18 protein-coding genes and 1 pseudogene are annotated in these 23001 nt (G+C 70.2%); 12 read left to right on the top strand and 7 right to left on the bottom strand.

Going from position 1 to position 23001, the window contains the following annotated elements; genetic code table 11:
• Positions 1–17: 17 nt before the first annotated feature.
• Both AC3B5T_RS05095 and trmB read right to left on the bottom strand, forming a co-directional pair.
• Positions 18–689 carry an NYN domain-containing protein gene (locus AC3B5T_RS05095; RefSeq protein ID WP_010843322.1) on the bottom strand — a complete coding sequence of 224 codons (672 nt, stop codon included), beginning with the start codon at positions 687–689 and terminating at the stop codon, positions 18–20.
• Positions 682–1473 carry a tRNA (guanosine(46)-N7)-methyltransferase TrmB gene (trmB, locus tag AC3B5T_RS05090; RefSeq protein ID WP_010843323.1) on the bottom strand — a complete coding sequence of 264 codons (792 nt, stop codon included), beginning with the start codon at positions 1471–1473 and terminating at the stop codon, positions 682–684. Before trmB ends, AC3B5T_RS05095 begins: the two co-directional genes overlap by 8 nt.
• A gap of 238 nt (positions 1474–1711) precedes the next feature.
• Between trmB and AC3B5T_RS05085 the strand changes: the two genes are divergently transcribed.
• From AC3B5T_RS05085 to AC3B5T_RS05050, 8 genes are all read left to right on the top strand, one after another.
• Positions 1712–2590, top strand: a complete 879-nt coding sequence (locus AC3B5T_RS05085; protein ID WP_488358349.1) for a hypothetical protein — start codon at positions 1712–1714, stop codon at positions 2588–2590.
• Positions 2587–4131 (top strand): hypothetical protein, encoded by a 1545-nt coding sequence (locus AC3B5T_RS05080; RefSeq protein WP_488358348.1) that lies wholly within the window; start codon positions 2587–2589, stop codon positions 4129–4131. The genes AC3B5T_RS05085 and AC3B5T_RS05080 overlap by 4 nt, the downstream gene beginning before the upstream one ends.
• Positions 4128–4535, top strand: coding sequence for a DUF6802 family protein (locus AC3B5T_RS05075; RefSeq protein ID WP_442902691.1), 408 nt, complete (start codon positions 4128–4130; stop codon positions 4533–4535). Before AC3B5T_RS05080 ends, AC3B5T_RS05075 begins: the two co-directional genes overlap by 4 nt.
• A 214-nt stretch (positions 4536–4749) precedes the next feature.
• The gene (locus AC3B5T_RS05070) at positions 4750–6576 is read left to right on the top strand and encodes a phosphoenolpyruvate carboxykinase (GTP) (RefSeq protein ID WP_055475647.1); all 1827 of its coding nucleotides are present in this window, start codon (positions 4750–4752) and stop codon (positions 6574–6576) included.
• A 74-nt stretch (positions 6577–6650) separates the two neighbouring features.
• Positions 6651–7658, top strand: a complete 1008-nt coding sequence (locus tag AC3B5T_RS05065; protein ID WP_488358346.1) for an esterase-like activity of phytase family protein — start codon at positions 6651–6653, stop codon at positions 7656–7658.
• Positions 7659–7741: 83 nt separating this feature from the next.
• Entirely contained in the window at positions 7742–8557 is an 816-nt protein-coding gene (locus tag AC3B5T_RS05060) for an ABC transporter ATP-binding protein (RefSeq protein ID WP_035717671.1), read from the top strand.
• Between the two features lie 21 nt (positions 8558–8578).
• Positions 8579–11125, top strand: a complete 2547-nt coding sequence (locus AC3B5T_RS05055) for an ABC transporter permease (RefSeq protein WP_488358345.1) — start codon at positions 8579–8581, stop codon at positions 11123–11125.
• Positions 11126–11179: 54 nt separating this feature from the next.
• On the top strand, positions 11180–11959 hold the full coding sequence (locus AC3B5T_RS05050) for a hypothetical protein (RefSeq protein ID WP_488358343.1): 780 nt from the start codon (positions 11180–11182) through the stop codon (positions 11957–11959).
• Here AC3B5T_RS05050 and AC3B5T_RS05045 read toward each other — a convergent pair.
• Positions 11928–12881 (bottom strand): annotated as a pseudogene (locus tag AC3B5T_RS05045) (endonuclease domain-containing protein). The gene AC3B5T_RS05050 and the pseudogene AC3B5T_RS05045 sit on opposite strands and share 32 nt — an antisense overlap.
• Positions 12878–13660: a class I SAM-dependent methyltransferase gene (locus AC3B5T_RS05040; protein ID WP_488358342.1), complete on the bottom strand. Its 783-nt coding sequence runs from the start codon at positions 13658–13660 to the stop codon at positions 12878–12880. Before AC3B5T_RS05040 ends, AC3B5T_RS05045 begins: the two are co-directional and overlap by 4 nt.
• Positions 13661–13734: 74 nt before the next feature.
• Between AC3B5T_RS05040 and AC3B5T_RS05035 the strand changes: the two genes are divergently transcribed.
• Positions 13735–14904 (top strand): glycosyltransferase family 4 protein, encoded by a 1170-nt coding sequence (locus AC3B5T_RS05035; protein ID WP_488358340.1) that lies wholly within the window; start codon positions 13735–13737, stop codon positions 14902–14904.
• Here AC3B5T_RS05035 and AC3B5T_RS05030 read toward each other — a convergent pair.
• Entirely contained in the window at positions 14861–16591 is a 1731-nt protein-coding gene (locus tag AC3B5T_RS05030) for an MmpA family trehalose lipid delivery protein (RefSeq protein WP_488358339.1), read from the bottom strand. The two genes, AC3B5T_RS05035 and AC3B5T_RS05030, sit on opposite strands and share 44 nt — an antisense overlap.
• A gap of 14 nt (positions 16592–16605) precedes the next feature.
• Positions 16606–17544 carry an HpcH/HpaI aldolase/citrate lyase family protein gene (locus AC3B5T_RS05025; protein WP_488358337.1) on the bottom strand — a complete coding sequence of 313 codons (939 nt, stop codon included), beginning with the start codon at positions 17542–17544 and terminating at the stop codon, positions 16606–16608.
• 112 nt (positions 17545–17656) lie between these two features.
• Here AC3B5T_RS05025 and AC3B5T_RS05020 point away from each other — a divergent pair, with 112 nt between their 5' ends.
• Together AC3B5T_RS05020 and AC3B5T_RS05015 are read left to right on the top strand one after the other, a co-directional pair.
• Positions 17657–18841, top strand: a complete 1185-nt coding sequence (locus tag AC3B5T_RS05020; RefSeq protein ID WP_010843337.1) for an MATE family efflux transporter — start codon at positions 17657–17659, stop codon at positions 18839–18841.
• Positions 18842–19100: 259 nt separating this feature from the next.
• Positions 19101–19571: an SRPBCC family protein gene (locus AC3B5T_RS05015; RefSeq protein ID WP_010843338.1), complete on the top strand. Its 471-nt coding sequence runs from the start codon at positions 19101–19103 to the stop codon at positions 19569–19571.
• Between the two features lie 12 nt (positions 19572–19583).
• Here the strand turns inward: AC3B5T_RS05015 and pgfA are convergent, their stop codons facing one another.
• Positions 19584–20804, bottom strand: a complete 1221-nt coding sequence (gene pgfA, locus AC3B5T_RS05010) for a cell envelope lipid trafficking protein PgfA (RefSeq protein ID WP_488358336.1) — start codon at positions 20802–20804, stop codon at positions 19584–19586.
• A gap of 44 nt (positions 20805–20848) precedes the next feature.
• On the opposite strand from pgfA, the gene AC3B5T_RS05005 reads away from it, so the two are divergent.
• Positions 20849–22216, top strand: coding sequence for an acyltransferase family protein (locus AC3B5T_RS05005; protein WP_084817242.1), 1368 nt, complete (start codon positions 20849–20851; stop codon positions 22214–22216).
• Positions 22217–23001: the final 785 nt, after the last annotated feature.

The following is a 23001-nucleotide window of genomic DNA, read 5'->3' as shown; positions in this document are numbered from 1 at the left end:
GGCCACGACGCCGCAGGTCAGCGTAGCAATGCGCTGAGCGGACGGAAGGGCGTGAGCCACGCACCCTCGTCGGGCAGGGAGTCCAGCCCGATGCGCGGAAGCGGCTCGCGGAACACGCCGGCGATGTCCTCGAGATCGATGAACTCGATTTCTTCGGTGCTCAGTGCCCAGCTGGCGTGTTCCCGGAATCCGATGACGGTGACGGGCACGCCGTCCCCGACCACCTCGAGCAGCGGTTCGCGGAATGCCTGGCCGTCGGCGGATGCCACGATCACGCCCGCTAGTCCAACAGTGTGCCTGCGAAGCTCGATGTGGTCGAGCATGTCGGAGTCGACGTCGCTGTCGTCGGACAGTTTCGGCTTGGCGAACACGGCGAAACCGACGTTTCGGAGGGCGTCGACCCACGGCCGGACGACGTCGGCGCTACCAGGGGCGATGTTGGTGAAGACGGTGGCCTCCGGCTCGACCGCGCCGCCCCCGTCGGTGAGAGCGGACACATCTGCGGTCCGCTGCAGCAACCAGCGGCCGAGAGCGTCGAATCGGGGGCGGTGCGCCGCGGTCGGTCGCCCGCCGAGCAGGGCGCCGAGACCCATGTCCATGTTGGGTGCGTCCCACACCAGCAGCATGCGGCGCGTACCCGTCTGACCGGCGATGGTGTCGGCGAAGCCGGTGGGGCTGTGATCAGTCATGGCGGGCTCCCGTCGGGGTGTCGCCGGTCGCGGTGACCGGCGGGATGGGCCGCGTGTACACGAACTCGCTGACGTAGCGGCCGTCGCGCTCGGCTCGTCCCTCGAACTTCGTCGTCGGCCGCTCCAGCAGGATCGGCGACTCGCGGGTCAGCTGGACGACATGCGGGCGATCGGCGTCCTGGGTGGCGAGCGCCTCCGCGATCCATTCGGCGTACCCCGCGTGATCGGTCGCGATGTGGAGCACTCCCCCGGGGATCAGACGGTCGGCGATCAGCTCCAGTGTGCCGGTCTGCACGAAGCGCCGCTTGTGGTGCCGCGATTTGGGCCACGGATCGGGAAAGAACAGTCGGATCCCGGTGAGGCTCGACGACGGGATGAGCTCGGTGAGGACGATGGCCGCGTCGCCGCGGATCAGACGCACATTGGTGAGCCCGTTGCGGTCGATGAGACCGAGGAGCTGGGCCAGGCCCGGCTTGTAGACCTCGACGGCGACGACGTCGACGTCGGGCTCGGCCTCGGCCATCGCCGCGGTCGAGATGCCGGTTCCGCTGCCGATCTCGAGGACCTTCGGGGCGTCGCGCCCGAACAGCTCGGTGAGGTCGAGTTGCGGCTCGGGCACCCGCTCCGGGCCGATCTCGAGGTCGCGGCCGAGAACCGGCCACAGCGTCTCCCAGTTGCGCTGCTGGCCGGTCGTCAAGGTGCCGCGGCGGAAGCGGAAGCTCGTCACGCGGGGGTACAACCGGGACCTGTCGGGGCTGTTGTTCACGCGTCCATCGTTGCGCATCGAGCCGTCTCGACGAAGTCGCGGGCGAGTCGGCTGCCGCAGTCGTGGGTGGTCGCGGCGGCCCGGATGTGCGCCGAACCGGCCTCCGGGCGGCATGTGGAGGTAGCTCCGCCGTTCGCGCCGATCCCGATTAGTCTCGGCCCTGCCGCGGTTCACGTGCGCTGATGTCCGGGGGGTCGTCGGCGTGCCGGGGCCGGGTCGCGAGATGCGCGGGGGGTCGGATGACGAGGAGGCTGCGGTGGGGGCACCGGTGAACGGCGGCCGGCGCGGTGGGCCCGCCGGGAGCGAGTTGTCGGTCGCTGCCGAGCAGGGCCGTCTCGCCGATCTCGTCGACCCGGGGTCGCCGCTGGTGCCCGTCCTGACCGCCGCGGGCCGGCGGTTTCTCCGTCCGTTGCACGTCCAGGTCGTCGGCCGGCCCGGGACCGGCCGGGACACGATGGCCCGCGCTCTCCGAGAACGTCTGTCGCTCACCGTGATCGGACCCGGCGAGGGCGAGCAGGGTGCTGCCGACGCCGATCTGTGGCTCCTCGTCCTGGCCGGGTTGCCCCGCCGCGCGGACCGCGAACTCCTCGCGTCCCTGCCGTCCGATCGTGTCCTCGTGGTGCTCGGCAAGGCCGACACCCACGGCGACTGGGACTCCGCGGTCGCGGTCGCGTCGACGTGTGCCACCCGTCTGGGCACACCGGTGTATCCGGTGTCGCAGTTGCTGGCGTGCGCCGACCTCGACGCCGCCGAGTTCGCGGCACTGACGACGATGGCGGCCGCGGGTGTCGGGATGCCGTCCATGGCGGGCCGGTTCCTCGTCGGACGCCCGGGTTCCGACGAACGTCTCCTGCGCCAGGGGCTGCTGCGCCGGATCGACGCCTATGGCATCGACACCGCGCTCGCCCTCATCGAGTCCCGGTCACCCGTCGCCGCCACCGCACGGGAGCTGAGCAGGGCACTCCGGGACGCGTCCGGGGTGCCCGATCTCGCGGGACCCCTCGGGGCTCGCGTCGGCCACATCCGGTACTGGCGGGAGGTCGAGCTCCGCAGCCGGCTGGAGGAGGCGGCCGCGGCCGGCCTCGACCGTCCCGGGGCCGAACGACTGCTGGCCGGGGCGGGGGTTGCCGGATGACCGACACGGCACTCGACGACGCACGGGAGCTGACCGGGTTCGACGCCGATCGCGTCGGCACCGGCAGCGGCGTGCTGGTCGTCGGCACCGACGGGGTGGGCGTACGCACCCTGGTCGAGGCCTGCCGTGCGCTCGCCCCGGATCTCGACATCGCCGCCCGCACCCGGGGAGGCGGAGCACCGGCTGCTGCGGCGCTCGTGGTCGTGGATCCGTCGTCGTCGGTCGGGGACGAGGAACGACTCCTCGTCGAGCAGATGCGCGCGCAGGTCGGGACCGTGGCGATCGTGTGCACCAAGATCGATGCGTTCTGGGAGTGGCCGCGGACCGTGCGTGCGCACCGATCCGGCCTCGACCCGTTCGGGTCGCTGCCCCTGTTCGGGGTGTCCGCGGTCGCGGCCCTGGGGGGTGCCGTGGACGAGTCGGGGGTCGAGGCCCTCGCGGAATGGCTTCGCGAGGCGACCGGCGCGCCGGCTGCACTCCGCGACGAGCGCGCCCGCCTGGGGGCGGGCATCGGCGCGGTCGAGCATCTACTCGCCTCCGCGGGGACCGGCGCCGACGACGAGGTGTCCGCGCGTGCCGACGCCGACGAGCTCCTGACCGTTCGCCGCCGTCTGCTCGCCACCCGCGAACGTGGGCGCTCGGACCGTCTGGCGGCCGTCCGCGCCGGGCTGTCCCGTGTCCGGTCCCAGTCGTCGGCGGAAGTGCATGCCGGGGTGCGCGATCTGGCGGCGGCCGCCGCCGACCGTGCCCCGGTCGCCGACAAGGAGTACGGCGCCTGGGTCCGGACCGGGTGGTCCGAACTCGCCGACCGCATTCGTCACCGTGTCGACGAGCGCGTCGACGCCGTGCGGGCGACCGCCCTGGTCGGCCTGGACGCCGAGCCGACGACGGACGAGCCCTGGCCCGCGGTGGATCTCCACACCGAACGACCGAGCAGCCGGGCGCGGCGCGCGGGCGCCGAAGACGCGCTGCTCGTGGTCATCGGCGCCTCGACCGGTCTGGGTGTCGGACGGCTGGTCGTCGCGCCGATGGCCTCGGTCCAGACGCTCCAGTGGATCAGCATGCCGCTCGCCCTGCTCCTGGGCGTGGCGGTCGCGGCGTGGGTGATCCGCGTCCGGCGGAGTGCGGTGGATCGTTCCGAGCGGGCGGCGCGTACGGCCGAGCTGCTCGCCGAGGCGCGGACCACACTCGATCATCAGCTCGCGCTGCGCGTCTCGGCTGCCGAGACCCGGATCGCCGGGCAGATCGCCCGCGCTCACGAACGCCGCAACCGGGAGGTGTCGACGGAGATCGCGCGGCTCGACGAGGAGATCCGACGCGTGCGCAGCGGGATCGATGTCCGTGACGCCCGGGTCCGGCGCGAGCGGGCCGAGGCCGTCCGCCGCGATCTCACCGCGCGGTCGGAACGGCTGTGGGCGCATCCCGCCCGAGGCGACGATCCGGGACGAGAATCCGACGACCCCGCCGGGCGTCGAGACGATCGACGGCATGACGAACCGGCCGCGGGCACCCGCGCCGGCCACGACGACGGGAAGCAGTGATTCCGATGGACCCGATGTTCTCCGACGACACCCCGGACCCGGACCGCGCGGACGAGTCCTCGCTGTTCGGTGAGGTGGGGGGCTCCGACGACCCGCGGTCGTTCGAGTCGGTGGCCGCGCTGCACGAGACGCCGGCGTCCGACGAGCTCGACGATCACCTGTGGATGCACGAGGACGGCCGGATCTGGGATCTGGGACCCGCCGAGGTCGACACCGACAACGACGGGATCAACGACTCCCTCACCCGGAACGGCCCCGACGGGTTTACCGTGTACACGGACAGCGATCGGGACGGACAGGTCGACAAGATCACCGAGATCGGCGCGGACGGCGAGTTCCGTTCGGCGGTGCTCGACCCGGACACCGGCGAGTGGATCTCCGGCGGTTCGGGACGCATCGGCTGACATGTGACCGGACGTCCGAACCGGTACGCTTCGCGCGGAGACCAGGCCGCGCGCGACTACCAGGGACTTTGGTCATCTGTCCGCTGGGTGTGGGATAGACCGCACCTGGTGAACCCCGTGACCTAGCGCCCGTTCGGTGTACGTATCCTGGACGACGAGACGACCTGACAGGTGGCCATTCCAAGCGGCCACCACCTCGGAGGAGGCCCCAACGATGACCGCAGCCACCATTCCCGGACTGGACCCGAGCAGCGCTCCGACAAAGCACGCGGGACTGCTGGCCTGGGTGGCCGAGGTCGCCGAGCTGACCCAACCCGACCGGGTGGTGTGGTCGGACGGCAGCGACGAGGAGTGGGAGCGCCTCACCGCCGACCTCGTGAAGGCCGGCACCTTGGTCAAGCTGAACGAGGAGAAGAAGCCGAACTCCTTCCTGGCGAACTCCGATCCGGCCGACGTCGCACGCGTGGAGTCGCGGACCTACATCTGCTCGGAGTCCGAGGACGACGCCGGCCCGACCAACAACTGGGTCGACCCCGCCGAGATGCGTTCGACGATGACCGAGCTCTACCGCGGCAGCATGCGCGGTCGCACCATGTTCGTCATCCCGTTCTGCATGGGCCCCCTGGACTCCGACGATCCCAAGCTCGGTGTCGAGCTGACCGACTCCGAGTACGTCGTGCTGTCCATGAAGATCATGACCCGCGTCGGTCCCCGCGTTCTGGAGATCCTGGGCGAGGACGGCTTCTTCGTGAAGGCGCTGCACTCCGTCGGCGCGCCGCTCGAGCCCGGCCAGGCCGACGTGCCGTGGCCGTGCAACACCGAGAAGTACATCACCCACTTCCCGGAGACCCGCGAGATCTGGTCGTTCGGCTCGGGTTACGGCGGCAACGCCCTGCTCGGCAAGAAGTGCTACGCCCTGCGCATCGCCTCGGTCATCGCCCGTGACGAGGGCTGGATGGCCGAGCACATGCTGATCCTGAAACTGACCAGCCCGGCGAACAAGGTCTACTACATCGCCGCGGCCTTCCCGAGTGCCTGCGGCAAGACCAATCTCGCGATGCTCCAGCCGACCATCCCCGGGTGGAAGGCCGAGACCGTGGGCGACGACATCGCCTGGATGCGTTTCGGCGCGGACGGTCGTCTCTACGCGATCAACCCGGAGTTCGGCTTCTTCGGTGTCGCCCCCGGCACCAGCTACGACTCGAATCCGAACGCGATGAAGACCATCGAGGCCGGAAACACCCTCTACACCAACGTCGCTCGCACCGATGACGGCGACATCTGGTGGGAGGACATCGACGGCCCGGCGCCCGCGCACCTCACCGACTGGCTCGGCAACGACTGGACTCCGGAGTCCGATCACAAGGCCGCACATCCGAATTCGCGCTACTGCACCCCCATCTCGCAGTGCCCGTCGCTGGCCGACGAGTGGGATGACCCGCAGGGCGTGCCGATCTCGGCGATCCTCTTCGGCGGCCGTCGCAAGACCACGGTTCCGCTGGTGACCGAGGCCCGCGACTGGCAGACCGGTGTCTTCATGGGCGCCACCGTCGGCTCCGAGCAGACGGCCGCCGCCGAGGGCAAGGTCGGCACCGTGCGTCGCGACCCGATGGCGATGCTGCCGTTCATGGGCTACCACGTCGGTGACTACCTGCAGCACTGGGTGAACATCGGCAAGAACGCCGACGAGTCGAAGCTGCCGAAGGTCTTCTACGTCAACTGGTTCCGTCGTGGCGACGACAAGCGCTTCCTGTGGCCCGGATTCGGCGAGAACAGCCGCGTGCTGAAGTGGATCATCGAGCGCATCGAGGGTGAGGCCGAGGGCATCGAGACGCCCATCGGCATCGTCGCCAAGCCGGAGTCGATCGATGTCAGCGGCCTCGACGTGCCCGCCGAGGACGTCGCGGAGGCGCTTGCCTTCAAGCCCGAGGAATGGCGCGAGGAGATCCCGTCGATCGAGGAGCTCTTCGACTTCGTGGGCGAGAAGCTGCCGAGTTCGCTGCGTGACGAGCTGGACGGCCTGAAGCAGCGCCTGGCCTGACGCGGGGTGCTGCGGGGCGTCGGGGCTGAATGTACGGATGGGTCAGAAGTGACGGTTGAGGTATCGTGCCCCTCATGAAACTACGTGTGTGGGGCGCCTCGATCGTCGGTGCCTGCGTACTCGGTCTGGCCTCTCCGATCGCGGGTCAACCGGCCTCCGCGACACCGCCTTCCGGGGCGGGCGTGTCGGCGTTCTTCACCGATTCGACGACGATCGGGGACGGACTCCCGACGGTCAACCGGATCTCCGGAATCGACCGGACCGGCAACGGCAGCTACGTGCTGATCGCCGAAGACGTGCTGCCGGCACGCTTCTTCACCGCCTCGATCGGATACACCTCGGTGACCGCGGCATTCGCCGGGCAGCCGCGGATCAACGGGGGCGGCACGGTCCTCGGTCCGTGGTTCCTCCCGTTGCTGCCCGGCCAGGCGCAGTTCGAGGGCATCCGCCGGTCCGCGGGCGGCTACACCGTCGTCAGCGGTGGCAACAACCAGTTCGTCCGTCAGATCGGGCCCATCGGACAGGTCATCCGCGACCTGCCGATCCCCTCGGCGTGGCGGCCGTCGCCGAAGTCGGGTCTGGCGGGTCAGCGCGGACTCACGGGTGCGGCGGTCGGACCGCAGGGTCAGGTCAGCGTTTTGACGGCCGGTGGACTCCGGCAGGACGCCGCGCGTTCGGCCCGCCTGCTGACCTTCGGCAAGAGCAATCGCGAGTTCGTCTACCGCACCGACGCGAACAAGGTGGCCGCCGACGTTCTCGCCGTCAACTCGACCGACTTCCTGGTCCTCGAGCGTGGGCCGGGCCGGCTCGCGAACATCTTCTGGACGACCACCCGCGGTGCCACGTCGGTGACGAACAAGAAGAAGCTGAGCGGACGCGAGAAGGCGATGGCCAAGCGGCGGATCTTCTCCACCACCGCGACGCCGCATCTGCTCACCGGCAACATGTCGGGTCTCGCCTGGGGTAACTGGCACCCGGACAACCCGTTCGCCAAGACCCGCACCCGCACCCTCCTCGTGGTCTCGGACAACGTCGGATCGCCCAACCGGTTGCACTCGTTCGAGGTCCAGATCCCGAAGTAGAGTGCCGAACGTCACCCCTGTCAGGGTGGGGTCAGGGTGATACCTGATGGCCAACCGGCGCAGGATTTGGCACGGTTGAGGGCATGACGACGACTGATGTGGCCGCTCGAGACGACGGTGGCGATGATTTCGGGGCGCCCAAGCATGCGGTGGCTGCCGGAGCCGACAACCTTTCCAAGCGGTACGGCGTCGGCGACACCGCCGTCGAAGCCCTGAAGAGCGTCTCGATCTCGTTCCGGGAGGGCGAGTTCACCGCCATCATGGGTCCGTCGGGGTCGGGCAAATCGACCCTGATGCACTGTCTGGCCGGTCTCGACGTCGCGAGCGACGGCAAGGTCTTCATCGGCGACACCGATCTGACGGCGTTGTCGGACAAGGCGATGACGATGCTGCGCCGCGACCGTATCGGCTTCGTCTTCCAGGCGTTCAACCTCGTGCCGACGCTGACGGCCAAGGAGAACATCACCTTGCCGGTCGACATCGCCGGCCGCACCGTGGACACCGAATGGTTCGACGCCGTGGTGGCCCGGCTGGGTATCACCGACCGGCTCGGACATCTCCCGAGTGAGTTGTCGGGTGGTCAGCAGCAGCGCGTCGCGTGTGCCCGCGCGCTGATCGGGAAGCCGTCGATCATCTTCGGCGACGAGCCGACGGGCAACCTGGATTCCCGTTCCTCCGGCGAGGTGCTGTCGATCCTGCGGGCCGCGACCGACGAGTTCAAACAGACCGTCGTCATCGTGACGCACGATCCGAGGGCCGCGTCGTATGCCGATCGCGTGGTGTTCCTCGCCGACGGCCAGATCGTGCAGGAGCTCTCCCGGCCCTCCGCCGACGATGTCTTCGAGGTCATGAAGAACCTGGACAACGTCCCTGCGCCCGACGCCGCCAAAGCGCACTGAGTCGTGGCCTCCTCCTCGGTGATGCGCAGGGTTTCGCTGCGAAACCTCCGCGCGCACAAGCTCCGTCTCTTCCTGACCCTCTTCTCGATCATCCTGGGCACCTCGTTCGTGGCCGGTTCGATGGTGTTCACCGGATCCATCTCGAAGGCGTTCAACGACATCTTCGACAGCGCCGCGCCGGGCGTCGCGGTCGAGGTGACCCCGGCCGACCGGCAGTCGCCGGGGGTGCCGAACTCGATCGTCGACCAGCTCCGGGATCAGCGCGCGCAGTTCGGCATCGACAAGCTCGTCGTCAACAACAACGGACTGGTCACGGTCGCCGACTCCGACGGCAAGGCCATCCAGACCGGTGGTGCCCCGAGCGTGGGCAGCACCTACATCCCGCCCGACGAGGCGCTCTCGCCGGAGGAGTCGACGATCCTGCCGGGCGGCCGCGGGCCCGAGAACGCCGGTGAGATCGCGCTGAACACCTCGGCCGCCGAGGCCGCCGGCCTGAAGGTGGGGTCGAAGACCAAGGTCGTCGTGGGCCAGGGCAATGCCACGCCGCTCGATGTGACCGTCGTGGGTCTCGTCGACGCGCCGAGCTCGACGGGTGGGTATGTGAACGTCCAGTTCGACGCCGCGACGTCGTCCCGGTTGTTCACCGACGGCGAGCATGTCGGTGTCGTCGACATGTCGGCCGCCGCCGGGGTCACCCCCGAGGAGCTGCAGGACCGGATCGTCGCCGGGCTCGGCGCCGACGCCGACCTCTACGACGTCCGCACCGGCGATCAGGTCCGCGAGGACCAGAAGGCCCAGGTCAACGAGTTCCTGCAGATCTTCCAGTACATCCTGCTGGCGTTCGCCGCGATCGGTCTCGTCGTCGGCACGTTCATCATCTACAACACGTTCTCGATGATCGTCGCGCAACGGAACCGCGAATTCGCGCTCCTCCGGGCGGTCGGCGCGAGCCAACGCCAGGTGTCGAGGTCGGTGCTGTTCGAGGCCTTCGTGGTCGGCGTCCTCGGCGGCGCCCTCGGTCTGGCCATCGGCATCGCACTGGCCGCCGGCCTGAAGGCGATCACCAGCGCGACGTCGGGCCTACCGGACGGTGAGTTGGCCGTCGGCCCGGATGCGATCCTGGCCGGCGTCCTGGTCGGCGTCGTGGTGACGATGATCAGTGCGTGGGTACCCGCGGCGAGAGCAGCACGTGTGCCGCCGGTCGAGGCGATGCGCGCATCGGCCGCCGAGGGGTCGGCCTCGTTGCGCAACCGCACCATCCTCGGCGCGATCATCGGCGTCGCCTCGATCGCGGCGATCGTCATCGGTGCGATGGGTGAAGGGACCGGCCCCGCGGTCACGGTGGGTGCCGGCGCCGCGGGTGCGGTCCTGTCGGCCGTCCTCGTCGGCCCGGCGCTCGCCCGCCCGTTCGTCAGCGTGCTCGGTCGGGTCATCGGGGCACCGTTCGGCATGATCGGACGCCTCGCCCGGACCAACGCGGTCCGCAACCCGCGGCGTTCTGCCGCGACGGCGTTCGCGCTCACCCTCGGACTGATGCTGGTCGCGATCATCGGCACCCTCGGACAGTCGTTCAAGGGCACGGTCGACGACGCGGTCGACGCGGGTATCACCGCCGACTACATCGTGGCGGGCACCAATCAGTCGCCGCTGCCTCCGGCGGTGACCGACGCGATCGACGGTGTGCCCGGCGTCGGCGAGGTGGTGTCGTTCGGCATCGTCCAGGCCAAGGTCGACGACAAGTCGGAGACCGGGTTCTCCGCGCTCGGCGGACCGCTCAACAGCGTGACCGTGATGGACATGCAGGACGGCGCGTCGTCGGATCTGCCCGCCGACGGGATGCTGATCAGCGAGCGCACCGGCAAGTCCAACGGCTGGAAGCGCGGCGACGTGGTCACGTTCACCTCCGCGACGGGCGCGCAGGTCCAGGTCCCGATCGCCGGCGTGTATGCCGACAACGAGGCGCTGCAACCGTGGGTGGTCGGTCCGGACGTCTACGAGAAACTCGTCCCGCCTTTCGCACGGGTCAACGTCACGCTCTTCGTGAACGCTGCCCCGGGTACCGACCTCGAGACCCTGCGCACCGATCTCGAGGACGCGACGGCCGCGTATCTCACGGTCCAGATCCAGGATCGGGATCAGTTCAAGGGGCAGATCTCGTCGCAGATCGACCAGATGCTCGGCACGCTGTACGCGATGCTCGGGCTGGCGCTGCTGATCGCGGTACTCGGCATCATCAACACGCTCGCGCTGTCGGTGGTCGAACGTAAACGTGAGATCGGGATGCTGCGCGCGATCGGCATGGTCCGGGCCCAGGTCCGGCGTTCGATCTACCTCGAGTCGGTGCTGATCTCGATCTTCGGTGCCGTGCTGGGTGTGCTCCTCGGGACCGTCATCGGCGTCGCGCTGGTACGGACGCTCGCCGAATGGGGCCTGGGCGCCCCGGTGGTCCCGTGGTCGCTGATCGTGATCACTCTCGTCGCGTCGGCGGTTGTCGGAGTGCTGGCCGCGTTGTGGCCCGCGGTCCGCGCGGCGCGAACCGGGCCGCTGGAAGCGATCGCCGACATCTGACGCAGTTCACGGTGGTCGGGTCGAGCCCGATCCTCAGATGACAGAATCGAGCGCATGACCCGACCACCAGAGGGCGATCCCAACGATCCGCGGAACGATCCGCCGGAGACCCGGCAGTTCGATCCCGACTTCGACCCGTCGGCGCCGTCGTCGCAGGCCTACACCGAACAGCAGCCCGGACAGCCGTACCCGGGTCCGTACACCGAGCCGCACCAGGGCGGGCAGCCGTATCCGGGTCCGTACACCGAGCCCCAGTACGCCGATCCCCACTACACAGGCGGCTCGCCGTACGCGTCCTCGCCCTACGACGCACCGGCCGGTGGTGAACCGCCTCGCGGCTCCGGATCGAAGGGGCGGACGATCGGGCTGGCGCTGGCTGCGCTGATCGCGCTCGTGGTGCTCGGCCTGGTCGTCGTCCTGGTCACCCGGTCGGGCGACGGCGATTCCACCAGTGCGGCCTCCTCGTCGACCACCGAGTCGACCGGCCCGGCGACGACCAGCGAGACGACATCGTCGAGCACCACGACCACCGAGGAGACGACGTCGACCACCACGACGACGCAGCGCTCCGGAACCGTCACCTACCAGCTGACGGGCAACGGCGACGTCGTCGCGCTCACGTTCCGTCGTGGCCCGGGGTCGCCGACCGTGATCCCGGCGACGGGGTCGCCGTGGTCCCAGCGGGTGCAGCTCGAGGGGACCCGGGCGAGCCTGTCGGCCATCGTGGTCCGCGGCCCGGTGTCGTGCGCGATCCTCGCCGACGGCGAGCAACTGGCTGCCGCGACCAGCCAGGGCGGCACGCTCAACTGCACCGCGGACCTCGCCGCGGAGTAGTCCGGGCAAACCCCGGCCTTCCCGTTGCGTTTTGTCCCGGGAACCGGGACAAAACGCAACGGGATCCGGCGAGCGAACGGCTCAGAGCGTTGTGCACCGCAGTGACCACGTGATAGCCACGTTCGACGACATCGGCCCAGGTGAAGTTGAGGACGGTCCAGCCGGCGGCGGTCAGGGCGTTGCGTTTGGTCCGGTCCCTCTGAAACGTCGGGACATCGCGGTGATGCGCGAAGCCGTCGATTTGGACGGCCAGCTTCCCGTGGGTGAAGGCCACGTCGATGAAATACCCTTCGGCGGGCAGGTTCGGTGTCCAGCCCTTCTGGCCCGAGCGGTGGAACAGGGTGGCGACGATTCGCTCGGCCTCCGATCGGGCGCCGTCGTCGAGGAGTCGCAGGTACTGGGCAATGGCCGGGGAGCCGTGCCGTCTGGGGTACCGCGAGTGTGCGGCCTGTAGGTCGGTGAGTTTCACCGTGCCGGCCAGGAGAGTCGAATCGAGGACGGCGATCCCGAGCTCGGTGGCTGCGTCGAGGACGGTGAGTGCCGTTGCGGTGACCCGGAGGTCTGCGTGCGTGGTGACGTCGACGTCCGCGAGGCGTCGGTGCCGGACCACGGCAGTCGCCGACGACCGCGCATGCGCTCCGCGAGCGCCGGTGAGCACGAGATGTTTTCGAGGTTCTGCGGGATGCAGACCCAGCCACCACGCGGCGGCGACTCCGCCGAGTGCAGCGTCGGAGGCGACGGAGAGCACCGCGATGCGGGCTTGTGCGCGCGCCGACCGATGGTGGCCGGCCACGAGCTAAACCGCTCGGGCGACTGCCACCCATTCACCGGAGGCACGTCGCCGAAGGAGAAAGCAAGACGCCCCGAAGTTCCGGTTGCGGTTTGTCCCGGGAACCGGGACAAACCGCAACCGGATACTCACAGTCGACGCAGGACGAGCACGAGGTTGGTGCCGAGAACGTCGCGGAGCACCGGTAGGCGCATCACCCACCACATCCAGCGCGGGATGTAGCGGGGAAACGCCGCGACGAGTTCGGCATGCCCGCTGCCGGTCGCCGACCGGGCCCAGCGCAGCCCGTCGGCGGCGGAGACCGCGAACAGCGACGTCCCGTAGAGGTTCTTGGGTGGGTGACCGTTGCGTCTGGTGTACATCCGGGCCGCGCGGTGGCCGCCGAGGTAATGGGTCAGGCCCATCTCGTGGCCGCCGAACGGTCCCCACCAGAGTGTGTAGCTGATGATGACGATGCCGCCGGGACGCGTCACCCGCAGCATCTCGTCGGCCATCTGCCACGGCGTCGGGGTGTGCTCGACGACGTTCGACGACAGACAGACGTCGACGCAGCCGTCGGCGAAGGGGAGGGCCTGGCCGGAGCCGCGGACCGAGCCACGATGCTCGAGCCCGCCGGCGTGCATCTCCTCGGGATCGGGTTCGACGGACACGTAGTGGGCGCCCCGGGCACGGAAGGCGTCGGCGAAGTACCCGGGGCCGCCGCCCACGTCGAGGATCACCGCCCCGTCGGGACCGGTCCCGGCGAGGTCCGGTACGAACGCCTCGACCATGTTCGCGGTGTCGGCGGCGAGCGCGCCGTAGAAGCGTGCGGGGTCGGACTGCTCGTAGCGGAAGTCGTTCAGCAGTCCGGCGGCACGGCGCAGGGTGGCGAGCCGGGCCATCCGCGCACCGCCGGGGAGTGGAGTCGTCATCGTCGGGTCACTCTAGTGGCGCGCCCGTGCGGTGGGTACCGGCGCTCCGGCCGCGGTGGGTAGGCTGACGGACGATGCGCGCACCGTCTGACGTCCTGCTCCTGTGCTGGCGGGACACCCGCCACCCCCAGGGCGGCGGCAGTGAGACCTACCTGGAACGCGTGGGGGCCGAACTGGCCCGCCGCGGCGCGCGGGTCACCTTCCTCACCTCCGCCTACCCCGGGTCCGTCCGCGAGGAGACGCGGGACGGCATGCGGTTCATCCGCGCCGGCGGACGCATCAGTGTGTATCCGCGCATGCTCGCGACGATCCTCGGCGGCCGGCTCGGTCTCGGGCCGCTGGCCGGGTGCCGGCCCGATGTCGTCGTCGACACCCAGAACGGTGTCCCGTTCTTCTCGGCGCTGGTCTCGCCGGCCCCGACGGTGGTCCTCGTCCACCACTGTCACCGCGAACAGTGGCCGGTCGCCGGTCGTCTCCTCGGTCACGTGGGATGGTTTCTCGAGTCGCGGGTCTCGCCTCGGGTCCATCGTCGCAACCGATACGTGACGGTCTCGGCGCCGTCGAAATCCGAACTCGTCGCACTCGGGGTGGACGCCGAGCGGATCGCGGTCGTGCGCAACGGGATCGATCCGCTGCCCGAGGGCATCGGGGCGACCGGTCCCGATCGGGACGCGGTTCCCGGTGGGCCGGACGGCCCGGTGCGGCTCTGCGTGTTGTCGCGGCTGGTGCCGCACAAGCAGGTCGAGGATGCGCTGACGGTGCTCGCGCGGCTGCGCCACGACGGCGTCGACGCCCACCTCGACGTCATCGGCGGCGGCTGGTGGGCGGACGAACTGCACCGCGCCGCAAACGATCTCGCGGTGACCGACGCGGTCACCTTCCACGGCCACGTCGACGAACACCGCAAACACGAACTCCTCGCCCGGGCCCGGGTCCACCTCATGCCGTCGCGGAAGGAAGGGTGGGGACTCGCCGTCGTCGAAGCCGCCCAGCACGGTGTCCCGACGATCGGCTACCGCGGTGCCGCCGGACTCGCCGACACCATCGACGACGGGAACACCGGATTGCTCGTCGACGGGGTGGACGAACTGGCCAGCGCGACAGGAAAACTCATCGACAATCCGGATGAGGCACGCCGTCTCGGACGGAACGCGCGGGTCAAGGCGAGCCGCTACTCGTGGTCGGCGACCTGCGACGGATTCATGGCGACGTTCGACGCCGTGCTGTCCGCGCCCGGCCGCTGACCACACCGATGCCGACGCCGATCAGCCCGGCGACCAGGAGCGCGGCCCAGACCAGGTGTGCGGCGGTGGCGATCACCCGGTCGGTGGCGCCCGCGGAGCGATCCGCCGGATCGCCCACCTGATAGAGCTGCAGCGACGGACCGTCGAAGGCGAGGTGCCCGGAATCGGCGAGTTGTGCTGGCGGGGAACCGTTCTCGACCAGTACCCACCCGACGCCGAGTTCAGCGAGAGCAGTCGGTGACCCACCGGACTCCAGTACCCGCATCACCGCTGCGGCGTGCGCGCCGGGCGGGTCGATCACCTCTCCGTCGACGCGGAGCTCGCCGGACTCGACGACCGGCGCCCGCATCATCCGTGCTGCGGGGTCGAGCGAAGGGTCATGGGCGAAGGGGTACTCGCGGACCGTGCCGGGAGGCCACAGGGCGACCGAACCCCGATCCGGCGGCACGATCTCCGCGACCTGTCGCCACTCGTCCGGATAGTCGATCGCGCGTACCGCGCCACCGACGCCCCACGCGAGGTCGGGGAGCGGCGCCACCACCAGCAGTACGACCGCGGTGAGCGCGAAACCCGCCGGTACACGACGCCGCGCCGCCGCCACGGCCGCCGCCACGCAGACCGCGACCGCCGGGAGGAGGAGCGCCGAGAACTTCTGGGTGTCGCGCAGGAGTCCGCCGCCGCCGAGGTGCTCGACGACGAAGCCCAGGACGGTACGGGCCGGTCCGAACGTGCTCAGCAGCAACACGATCGCGGTGACCGACGCCAGGACCGCGATGGCGGGGACCGACGGATCCAGCTCCCCGCGACGACGCCACAGATACCGCGCGCCGACGGCGACGACGAGGAGCAGACAGAGGGTGGCCACCGCGGCCCACCCGATGGTCCGGCTGGCGGGCACCGCGTCGGCGTTCCAGATCCCGCCCAGGGAACCGACCGTGCCCACGGGCCCGAGCCAGGGCTCGGAGCGCAGACCGAACGCCTCCACCCCGGCCGCCGCGGAGGTGGTCGGGGCGTCGGTGATCAGTGACGTCAGCAACCACGGCAGCGTGCTGAGAACCCAGAGGGCGAGGGCGGCCACCGTGGGTCGCGACCCGATCGGGCGCGCCAGAAGCGCCACCACCAGCACGATTCCGGCGAGGACGGACCCGGTGGGCGTCAGTCCGGCGACGGCGAACAGCCCACCCAGTTGCAGCAGCCGGACGGCGTCCGCTTGTACTCGCAGATCCATGACCGCGACGAGAATCCACCCCAGTGCCGCATACCCGGCCAGCAGGCTCCAGTGGCCCTGCAGGAGCCGTTCGGCGACATAGGGATTCCACACCGCGACGAGCGCGGCCGCCGAGGCACCGGCCCGCCCGGCGCCCGGGACCAGTCGGGCCGCCAGGCGTCCGTAGCCGACTCCGGCGCACACCAGCGCCGCGGCGAGGACCGCCAGCACGACGATCCCGCCGTCGAGGACGGTGCTCACCATCGCGAGGAACCAGTCCTGCGGCACGGCGCGCGGCGGCAGGTCGCCGATCCCGATCGTGGTGTCCGTGACGTGGGTACGCGGTGTGGAGACCGCATCTCGGTACAGCAGGTACCGGTCGCCGACCCCGATCAGGCCCGGCAGCAGCGGCGCCAGGATCACCGCGGTCGCGCCGATACCGGTGCCGTACAGGGCCGGCAGCAGTCGTCGGGGGGTCACCGCGGTGATGCCGATCAGAAGTGGTGGGTGTCCGAGGGCGCGGGAGCGTGCACCGGATCGTCGTCGTAGTCCGATTCGGTGATGCCGTATGACCGGGCCAGGTCGAGGATCTTGGTCGCCCGCGCGATCCGTGGCAGGTCGGAGCCGTTGCGGATCTCACCGCCGTCGCGCTCGAATTCGGCGAAGAACTCACGCGCCCAGGTGATCTCGTCCTGGGAGGGGGAGAGGCCCTCGTTGACCTGCGCGCACTGGCCGGGGGTGAGGCAGATCTTGCCGGTCATGCCGAACTCGGCGCTGACCGCGGTCGCCTCACTGAGTTTGAGTGCGCTCGAACCGACTGTCGGGCCGTCGATGGCGCTGGGCAGGTGGGCGGCCTTGGCGGCGATGGTGAAACGCGAACGGGCGTAGGCGAGGGTCTGCGGGTTGTCGCCGAAACCGGTGTCGCGGCGGAAGTCCCCGATGCCGAACGCGAGCCGGAAGGTGCCCTTGGCGGCCGCGATCTCACTGATGCGCTCGAGCCCCCGCGCGGTCTCGACGAGCGCCACGATGGGCAGACCGGGCAGGCGCTTGGCGGTCTCGGTGACGTGGTCGACCGACTCGACCATCGCCAGCATCACCCCGCCGACCGCGGTCTGCGAGAGGGCCTCGAGGTCGTCGGCCCACCACGGGGTGCCGAATCCGTTGACGCGGAACCAGTCTCCGGCGCCGGGGCCGGCGGTCCCGTCCTTCGGCCCGAGCCAGCGGACGACGTTGTCGCGCGCTTCGACCTTGTCCTTGGGAGCCACGGCGTCCTCGATGTCCAACACGACGATGTCGGCGCGCGAACGGGACGCCGGCTCGAACTTCGCGTAGTGGGAACCGTTGACCAGCAGCCAGCTCCGGGCCAGCACCGGGTCGATGCGCGAACCGATGTCTGTCGACTCGGCGTCGTAGGTGGGGTTGTCGTCGTACATCAGGGTCTCTCGGTCTGTGGAGCTCGGGCTGGGTGGACAGCAGCCTTCCCATCGTTGCCTACGGACGACAGCCGGTGCAAAGCGCCTCGCGGCCGATCGGCACACTTGGTCCATGCAGCAGACGCGCCGGACGACGGGCACCGTCGGCGCCGTCGGGTCGGTGGCGGTCGGTTCGATGGTGGCCAACGTCTGCATGTACGTGGTTCACCTCGCCGCGAGTGCCCGCTTCCTCGATGTCAGCGAATACGGCGAGTTCGCGGTGCTGCTGTCGGCCATGCTCGTGCTCGGCGTGCCGGCCATGGCCCTGCAGAACGTCATCGCCCGGGAGGTCGTGCTCGGCGGCGACGAGGGACGCCTCCGCGCGCTCGGGGTGGTGACGACGTCCTGGGTTGTCGTGCTCACCGTGGTCGCCACCCCGCTCGTCGCGCTGCTGTTGCGCACCGATGTCGCGACGACCGCGGCAGCACTCGCCTCCGCGCCGCTACTCGCCCTCATCGCCGCAGGTCAGGGGATTCTGCAGGGGCGCGGCGAGTTCCGGGTGCTGTCCTGGGTGCTGGCCGTGGTCGGTGTCGCCCGGTCGATGCCGATCATCGGGGCGTTCGCCGCCGGCGCCGGGCCGGCGGGTGGTCTCCTGGCCGGGACGCTGGGGGCCGCGGCCTCGGCGGTCGTCGTATGGCTCGTGGTGTGGTCGGTGGCGCGGGCCGACCGGCCTCGAGGTGGGGCGTCGGGTTCCGCGGGAGTGCTCAGCGTGGTGCGCGCGTCCCAGGTCCAGCTGGTGCTGATCGTCGCCTCGTCAATCGACCTGTTGCTCTCACCCCGGGTCCTCGACGCGGAGGAGGTCGGGGTGTACGCACTCGGCGCGATCGCGACCAAGGTGGCCTTCTGGCTCCCGCAGGCGATCGGCGTGGTCTTCTATCCCCGCCTGGCCGATCCCGCGCGGTCGCGGGCCTCGCTGCGTCAGGCGGTGACGGTTGTCGCCGGGATCGGGGTCGTACTCACCGTGCTGGCCGGTGCGGCCGGGCCGGTCGTCCCGCTCGTCTTCGGGGACGGCTACGACACGCTCGTGCCGATCCTGTGGTTGTTCGCCTACATCGGCGCCGCGCTCGCCGTCCTGCAGGTCGTCCTGCTGTCGGCGATCGCCCGCGACCGGACGCGCGTCGCGCTCGGTACCTGGCTGGTGGTGGCCGCCGAGGTGCTGATCATCCTCACGGTCGCCGGGTCGGTGATCGGAGTCGCCGGAACCGCCGCGGTGGCCGCCACGATCGCCGCGCTGGGGACGTGGGCGGTCGCGCGCTGATTCGCCCCGCCATCATGGTCAACGAATCCGCTCCCTGAGGAGCGCGCTCGCGCCCTCCACGCCCGCTCCCTGAGGAGCGAGCTTGCGCCCTCCACGCCCGCTCCCTGAGGAGCGAGCTTGCGAGCGTCACGAAGGGTCTCGCAACCTCGGTCACCGGACCCTTCGTGACGCGCCCTCCGCAGGCTCCGGGCGCTCCTCAGGGAGCACAGGGTGGTGACCGGACGTTGCCGAGTACCCGAACTTTCGGCAGTGTTGTGTCATGAGCGACAACGAGAGCACACAGGTCACTGTCCAACGCACGATCGAGGCGCCCGTCGACGCGGTGTTCGACGTTCTCTCCAATCCCGAACGGCATCAGGCGCTCGACGGTTCGGGGTTCATCCGCGGTGTGGACCACGCCGACCGCATCCAGCAGGTGGGTGACGTGTTCACCATGAACATGGCGGGCGACCACATGGGCGGCGAGTACAAGACGGACAACCATGTCACGGGCTACGCCAAGGACAAGCTCCTGGCATGGCAGACCGCGCCCGCCGGCACCCAGCCGCCCGGATGGGAGTGGCTGTGGGAGCTGGAATCCCAGGGTCCCAACGAGACGCTGGTTCGCCACACCTACGACTGGTCGAAGGTCACCGACAAGAAGCTGCTCGAGAAGGTCAAATTCCCGCTCGTGACCGAGGATCAGCTCAACGACACCCTCGGCCGGCTCGCCGCCGAGTCGGCATCCTGACGCCGATCCCGATCACTCCGGCTGCCCGCCAACGGTTTTCGCGTCACGCCGACGCCGAAGCCGGGCGGGCAGCCAGGCGGGATTGATCAGTATCAGCCCAGCCAGCAGGGCCGCGACGCCGAGGATTCCGGTGCCGATCGGCACCAGACGGCCCCAGATCAGGATCGGGGACGCGAGGTCGGCGGCCAGGTCGGTCATCCGCGCCTGGGTGTTGTCGTCGTAGGTGAATGTCGCTCGTAGGTGCGGCAATTCGAAGTCGGCCGGGACGCCGGGGGTGCCGTCGGGGAAGCGGTACACCTCGTCGACGGTGATCGTGGCGTCGACGATCGTGCCGGTCCGCGGGTCGACGGCGAGATCCCATGAACTCCGGTGGTGCAGGTCCGCGGTCAACGGTCGGCTCGTGTCGCCGACGCCGAACCACGACGCCGGCCGCGTGATCGAGACGTTGGTGCCCACGGGCCGGCCCAGCGCCTCGCGAGCGAGGTCGGTGTCGGGGACCTCGGCGCGGAACCGGGCGACGTCGCGGCCGCGGACCTCGGTGTCGCCGTCGTACACCAGCGGGACGGCGGTACGGGTGACGGCGTCGAAGAACTCCCGGTCGGCCGTTTCGGTGTCGAAGGGCAACAGATAGGTGACGCCGCGGCGGTCCGGGACGAGGACGGCCGCATGTCCGCTGTCGTATTGGATCTCCGACGCCCCGCGCGCGGCGAGTCGTGGTAGCGCGTTCTTCCGGTCGAGTGTCACCCGATCCTTGACGGCGTTGACGGTCGCGTCGTTGCACGGTTGCGACGCGTCGCCGGGGTCGGCGCCGGGGCGCGGATCGCCGGGGTCGACCTCGCGGTCGTCGATGCGCAGCGTCTCGGCCTGGATGGACGTGCCGGCCTGTAGGGTCACCCGGTGTTCGTCGGACGGTTGCACCGCCACGACGCGTTGCTGGCGGACGAGGTCGGCGCCGACGGTGCGTGCCGAACGGGTTTCGAGCGAGCACCGGTCGAAGATCGTCGCGTCGTCGGCGGTGGCGACGGTGGTGAAGTCGGTGCTGAGCGGGATCGTCCGGAAACCTCCGACGAGCAACGTCGGGAGGGCGATGGTCACCGCGAGCAGGAAGCCGCCGACGAAGATCAGGGTCGGGCCGGCGAGGTCTGCCGTCGACCAGCGATGAGGCTGCGGATGGGTCTCGGAGTCCGGCGACGACGTCTCGGGGTCTGGGGACGACTGGGACGGCGAGGACATGGAGGCGAGGGTACGCAACGCCTCCCGGTTACCCTGTCAGCAGCATGACCAGCACCGACCCCGATTCCGTCGCCCCCGCCGCCGTCGAGACCGTCGCAGGCTCCGCCAGACGGTTCTATCCGCAGCTCGAGGGCATGCGGGCGATCGCCGCGATCGGGGTCCTGGTCACCCACGTGGCGTTCCAGACGCGGGCGGTCGAGATCCCCGTGCTCGGACCGGTACTCGGACGCCTCGACCTCGCGGTCGCCCTGTTCTTCGCGCTCTCCGGTTTCCTGCTGTGGCGACCGTGGGTCGACGCCGCGCATCGCGGAACCCGTCATCCGTCGGTGCCGAGGTATTTCCGCCACCGGATCGTGCGGATCTGGCCCGCCTACCTGGTCGTGGTCACCCTGGTCATCCTGCTGCTTCCCGAGGCGCAGGGCGCCGACGCCCAGGTCTGGCTGGCGAATCTGACGCTCACCCAGGTGTTCGTGCCGCTCACACTCACCGCGGGTCTGACCCAGATGTGGAGCCTGTCGGTCGAGATCGCCTTCTACGCCCTGCTCCCGCTCATCGGCTTCGCGCTCCTGCGGCTGCGCGGGAGTCGCCTGCGTGCGCGCATCCCGGTGTTGTTGCTCCTGGCCGCGGTGAGCCTGGGCTGGGCCTGGGTCGGCACCTCCCTGCCCGTGGCCGCCGGAGTGGAGACCAAGAACTGGGTGTTCGGTCACCTGGCGTGGTTCGTCGCGGGTCTGGTCCTGGCCGAGGTCGCCGGGGTCCTCGACTCCGGTTCGGGTGCCGGGGCGTCGGCGTCCGGGCAGACCCGTCCGGGACGCTGGCTGGGTGGTGCGATCCGCCTCAGCGCGAACCGTCCGCTGATGCTGGGCGTGCTCGTCGTCGCCTATGCGCTGGCGTGCACCCGGCTCGCCGGTCCGACGGGTCTCGGCGCTGTCACCGAGATCGAGTTCGCCACCAAGATGGTTCTCGGCGGCCTCTGCGGTTACGCACTGCTCGCACCGCTCGTCTGCAACGACGGACCGTTCCGCATCCTCACCTCGCGGGTGATGCTGGCGCTCGGGAGGTGGTCGTACGGGATCTTCATCTGGCACGTCGCGATCCTGGCGGTGGTCTTCCCGCTGTTCGGCATCGTGCCGTTCAGCGGCGACACCCTCCTGGTGCTGGTGATCACCCTCGGTCTGTCGATCGGTGTCGCCGCGGCCAGTTACGCCTTCATCGAGGAGCCGACGCGGAACTGGTTGCGCAACCGCGAAAATCGTCGTCGCAACCGCGCGCGCCACGTCTCGTCCGACGCCTCGACTGTCCCGGCCTCGTCTGCGCCGGCCTCGATCGGCACCGCACCCGACGACCGGCCGTCGACGGCCGACCAGAACACCAGCCACGCGGTCATCGACACCGCCACCAGCGCCGGCAGCTGAACCCACCACTGCGACCCGTGGTAGCCCCCGGAGGCGTGCCACGGCCCGGCCGCCAGCCCGATCGTCGCGGTCATCATCGCGACGAATGCCGTGGTGACGCCGGCCTTCGGCGGTACCGCAGCGGCGACGGCGCCGACCACGACCGCGGCCGCGAGTCCCCACCAGCCCGACACCAGCCACGCCGCGGCGAGCACTGCGCCCCCGGCGACGAGCACCGTCCCCCGCCCGGCCGGGGCCACGATCGGCACTCCGGCCGGTGGGCGACGCGTCGACGGCCACCACGCGGCGACGAGGAGCAGCACCATGAGCGCGAGGCCGATCACCAGGGCCCAGCGGTACAGCGAGTCGAATCGGTAGGTGAGTTCGATGGTGCCGGCCGTCCCGGCCGGCACCACCCAGCCCTGTTGCCAGCCGTCGACGACGACTGGCCGCAGTGGCGTCCCGCCGAGCCGCGCCTGCCACCCGGGGTTGGTGCTCTCGGGCACGACCAGCAGTCGCTCCGGGCCGCTCTCGACGGTCACCGCACGCCGTACCGCCGACCATTCGGTGACCACGGGGGCAACCGACGCCGGTGCCGACACCGCGTCTCCGTTCACCAGAGAGAGGGCGTCGACGGTGAAGGCGTCGCCGGGATTGACCGACACCTCCTGCTGACCGGCGGGCAGGGCGAGCCGGCCGTCGCCGCACGGCCGCCCGATCACCGGTTGCCCGTTGCGGAGGTCGGCCGCGGTGGCGCGCACGGACATTCGGACGACCTGACCCGCGGCGGTGAGGCCGATCCCGGC

Source organism: Gordonia sp. G4 (assembly GCF_057770005.1).
This window is presented reverse-complemented; position numbering and strand designations above follow the sequence as displayed.

Excerpts from the sequence above, each read along its gene's own strand:
- AC3B5T_RS05035 (WP_488358340.1), top strand. The coding sequence starts at position 13,735 with ATGCGCGCACCGTCTGACGTCCTGCTCCTGTGCTGGCGGGACACCCGC.
- AC3B5T_RS05025 (WP_488358337.1), bottom strand. The coding sequence starts at position 17,544 with ATGTACGACGACAACCCCACCTACGACGCCGAGTCGACAGACATCGGT.
- trmB (WP_010843323.1), bottom strand. The coding sequence starts at position 1,473 with ATGCGCAACGATGGACGCGTGAACAACAGCCCCGACAGGTCCCGGTTG.
- AC3B5T_RS05050 (WP_488358343.1), top strand. The coding sequence starts at position 11,180 with ATGACCCGACCACCAGAGGGCGATCCCAACGATCCGCGGAACGATCCG.
- AC3B5T_RS05015 (WP_010843338.1), top strand. The coding sequence starts at position 19,101 with ATGAGCGACAACGAGAGCACACAGGTCACTGTCCAACGCACGATCGAG.
- AC3B5T_RS05005 (WP_084817242.1), top strand. The coding sequence starts at position 20,849 with ATGACCAGCACCGACCCCGATTCCGTCGCCCCCGCCGCCGTCGAGACC.
- AC3B5T_RS05070 (WP_055475647.1), top strand. The coding sequence starts at position 4,750 with ATGACCGCAGCCACCATTCCCGGACTGGACCCGAGCAGCGCTCCGACA.
- AC3B5T_RS05065 (WP_488358346.1), top strand. The coding sequence starts at position 6,651 with ATGAAACTACGTGTGTGGGGCGCCTCGATCGTCGGTGCCTGCGTACTC.
- AC3B5T_RS05060 (WP_035717671.1), top strand. The coding sequence starts at position 7,742 with ATGACGACGACTGATGTGGCCGCTCGAGACGACGGTGGCGATGATTTC.
- pgfA (WP_488358336.1), bottom strand. The coding sequence starts at position 20,804 with ATGTCCTCGCCGTCCCAGTCGTCCCCAGACCCCGAGACGTCGTCGCCG.
- AC3B5T_RS05020 (WP_010843337.1), top strand. The coding sequence starts at position 17,657 with ATGCAGCAGACGCGCCGGACGACGGGCACCGTCGGCGCCGTCGGGTCG.
- AC3B5T_RS05055 (WP_488358345.1), top strand. The coding sequence starts at position 8,579 with ATGCGCAGGGTTTCGCTGCGAAACCTCCGCGCGCACAAGCTCCGTCTC.
- AC3B5T_RS05080 (WP_488358348.1), top strand. The coding sequence starts at position 2,587 with ATGACCGACACGGCACTCGACGACGCACGGGAGCTGACCGGGTTCGAC.
- AC3B5T_RS05095 (WP_010843322.1), bottom strand. The coding sequence starts at position 689 with ATGACTGATCACAGCCCCACCGGCTTCGCCGACACCATCGCCGGTCAG.
- AC3B5T_RS05040 (WP_488358342.1), bottom strand. The coding sequence starts at position 13,660 with ATGACGACTCCACTCCCCGGCGGTGCGCGGATGGCCCGGCTCGCCACC.